At 40.1% G+C, this 3,415-nt stretch carries 3 protein-coding genes; all 3 read left to right on the top strand.

Annotation, left to right across the window (positions count from 1 at the left end; all coding sequences use genetic code 11):
• The first annotated feature begins 349 nt into the window (after positions 1–349).
• Positions 350–1,939, top strand: a complete 1,590-nt coding sequence (locus CXF89_RS18695) for an ABC-F family ATPase (RefSeq protein WP_076915491.1) — start codon at positions 350–352, stop codon at positions 1,937–1,939.
• Between the two features lie 161 nt (positions 1,940–2,100).
• Positions 2,101–2,583 (top strand): 5-(carboxyamino)imidazole ribonucleotide mutase, encoded by a 483-nt coding sequence (purE, locus tag CXF89_RS18690; RefSeq protein WP_002962540.1) that lies wholly within the window; start codon positions 2,101–2,103, stop codon positions 2,581–2,583.
• Positions 2,584–2,585: 2 nt separating this feature from the next.
• Positions 2,586–3,415: ATP-grasp domain-containing protein (locus tag CXF89_RS18685; RefSeq protein WP_121955437.1), on the top strand; the 830-nt coding region annotated here is incomplete at its 3' end.

Genomic DNA, 3,415 nt, shown 5'->3' with positions numbered 1-3,415 from the left:
GCCCATTTATGGGGAATAACCACACTACATAGACTCTGCCTTGCCTTAATACCAAACAGACTGCTGAAAATTTAACCTTAAAAGATCAACAGACCCTAATATATATACCAAATTCTAAACGCTCATATCGGTTTATTATGAATGTATTTATGAATTTTAATTTATCTAAGTTGAATAACAATTTGCAAAAACACTAAATCTAATTTGTTATTTTAATTACGAGTAGCTCAGTGATAATAATTACCTTAAACGACGAGGTTTGCCTTTAAACTTTCATAGAAAAACAGGCCATTTTGGTTTAAACTGCGCGCAATTTAAATACATCATTACTCCTTTGGAGGGTAGCGCTATTATTAGTACAGCTAATGTCACCATGCAATTTGGTGCTAAACCATTATTTGAAAATATCTCAGCAAAATTTGGCGACGGAAACCGTTACGGTTTAATCGGTGCAAATGGTTGTGGTAAATCAACATTTATGAAGATTCTAAGTGGTGAGCTCGAAGCGTCTTCAGGTAATGTAAGTACTGATCCAAATGAACGTGTTGCTAAACTAAACCAAGACCAGTTTGCCTACGAAGAATACTCAGTAATTGATACTGTGATCATGGGTCACAAAGAGCTGTGGAAAATAAAACAAGAACGCGACCGTATTTACTCTTTACCAGAAATGAGTGAAGACGACGGTATGAAAGTAGCCGATCTTGAAACTGAGTTTGCTGAAATGGATGGTTACTCTGCTGAATCTAAAGCAGGCGAGCTTCTACTAGGCGTAGGTATTGGCACAGACCAACACTTTGGCCCAATGTCAGAAATTGCACCAGGTTTTAAACTACGTGTGCTACTTGCACAGGTGTTGTTTTCAGACCCAGATATAATGCTACTTGATGAGCCTACCAATAACTTGGATATTTACACCATCAAGTGGTTAGAAGACGTGTTAAACCAACGCGACTGTACCATGATAATCATCTCGCATGACCGCCACTTTTTAAACTCTGTGTGTACACACATGGCCGATATTGACTACGGTGAGCTACGTATTTACTCAGGTAACTACGACGAATACATGTTTGCAGCAACGCAAGCACGTGAGCAACTACTTAGCGAAAACGCGAAGAAGAAAAACCAAATTGCTGAACTTCAACAGTTTGTATCACGTTTCTCTGCTAACGCATCTAAAGCTAAGCAAGCAACATCGCGCGCTAAACGTATCGACAAAATTCAGTTAGACGAAGTTAAAGCCTCTTCACGTCAAACGCCGTTTATTCGTTTCGACCAAGAAAAGCAGTTATTCAGAAACGCGCTTGAAATGAATAACCTAACGCAAGGTTTTGACGACAATACGTTGTTTTCTGGACTTGAAGGTTTAGTAGAAGTTGGCGAGCGTATTGCTATTATTGGTGAAAATGGTGTTGGTAAAACAACATTACTTAATACATTAGCAGGGCGCTTAGCACCTAAAGCCGGTGAGTTTAAGTTTTCTGAAAACGCGAACATTGGTTACTACGCGCAAGATCACGCAGATGAGTTTGCAACCGACATGAACTTGTTTCAGTGGATGGAGCAATGGCAACAAGAAGGCGACGACGAACAAGTGGTTCGTAGCTTCTTAGGTCGTATGCTGTTCTCTCAGAACGATATTAAAAAGTCAGTTAAAGTAATTTCAGGTGGTGAGCAAGGCCGCATGCTGTTTGGTAAAATTATGATGCATAAACCAAACATATTGTTAATGGATGAGCCAACTAACCACATGGATATGGAATCTATTGAAGCGCTTAACTTAGCACTTGAAGCCTACGAAGGTACATTAATGTTTGTATCGCACGATCGTCAATTTGTATCATCGGTAGCTACCCGTATTTGGGAAGTTAAAGATGGTAAAATTATTGACTTTAGAGGCAACTACGCAGAATACCTAGCGAGTAAAGAAGCTTAATTGGCTATTTACCCGTTAACCCTAAAAAGCCATGTTTAAACATGGCTTTTTTTGTTTTTGTGGCTTTGTATTAGTCGCAATTAATATGGCTTTGGGTATAATACCCGGCTTAAACAGGACATAAGTCCGCTATTTTAAAAATACATTACTGAGGAGTATTTATGACTGTTGGCATTATTATGGGTTCTAAATCAGATTGGCCAACCATGGAACATGCAGCACTTATGCTTGAGCATTTTGGCATTAAGTACGAAACTAAAGTCGTGTCTGCACACCGCACTCCTCAATTACTTGCTGATTACGCAAGTTCAGCCGCAGAACGCGGTATTAAAGTTATTATTGCTGGCGCTGGCGGCGCGGCTCATTTACCAGGTATGGCTGCTGCTTTTACGTCGCTTCCTGTACTGGGCGTGCCTGTAAAATCAAAAGCATTAAATGGTGTTGATTCACTTTTATCTATTTGCCAAATGCCTAAAGGCGTTGCAGTGGGCACACTTGCAATTGGTGAGCCGGGCGCAGCAAACGCAGGTTTACTAGCCGCACAAATTTTAGGGTGTCAAAATCCAGAAATTTTTGCAAAAATTGAAGCGTTTCGTAAAGCTCAAACCGATACTATATTAGCTAATCCAAACCCTGCAGAGTAATAATGAATATTTTAATATTAGGTGCAGGGCAACTTGCACGTATGATGAGCCTTGCAGGTGCGCCGCTTAATTTAAACGTTGTTGCGTACGATGTAGGCAGCAAGCAAATTAAGCATCCGCTAACTGGTGAGGTTTATAGCACGTCACTTGAACAAGCAATATTAAACGCTGATGCAATTACTGCAGAGTTTGAGCACATTCCTGATGACGTACTAACACTTTGCTGTAACAGCAATAAGTTTTACCCAGGTAAAGCCGCTATTAAAACCGGTGGCGATCGCTCACTTGAAAAAGCATTGCTTGATAAAACAAACGTAACTTGTGCGCCGTATCAATTAATTACTGAAAAAGCGCATCTTGAACACGCTGTTAAAACCCTAGGTAAGCCACTTGTTATTAAAACATGCCAAGCGGGTTATGACGGGAAAGGCCAATGGCGTTTAAAATCAGATAGTCAAATAGACGAAATTTGGTCACAAATGGCTGATTTTATTGCATCGGGTACGCAGCTTTCGCCACATACAATTATTGCTGAAAAAATGATCCCGTTTGATCGTGAGGTATCTATTATTGGTGCGCGCGATAAATACGGTAACGTTGCTATTTATCCGCTAACAGAAAACGAGCACACAAATGGTGTATTAACGCTTTCTATTGCTGGTAAAAATAATCACAGCGTTGAAGCGCAAGCAAACGATGCATTTACAAAAATAGTAAACGAGCTTAACTACGTTGGCGTATTAGCTATTGAGTTTTTTGATGTACAAGGTACGTTACTCGTTAACGAAATTGCACCGCGTGTACATAACTCAGGCCACTGGACGCAACAAGG

The sequence above is a fragment of the Pseudoalteromonas sp. MelDa3 genome (assembly GCF_002863625.1).
Classification (GTDB): Bacteria; Pseudomonadota; Gammaproteobacteria; order Enterobacterales; family Alteromonadaceae; genus Pseudoalteromonas; species Pseudoalteromonas arctica.
The sequence above is the reverse complement of the archived record's forward strand: the minus strand, read 5'-3'. Positions and strand labels throughout refer to the sequence as shown.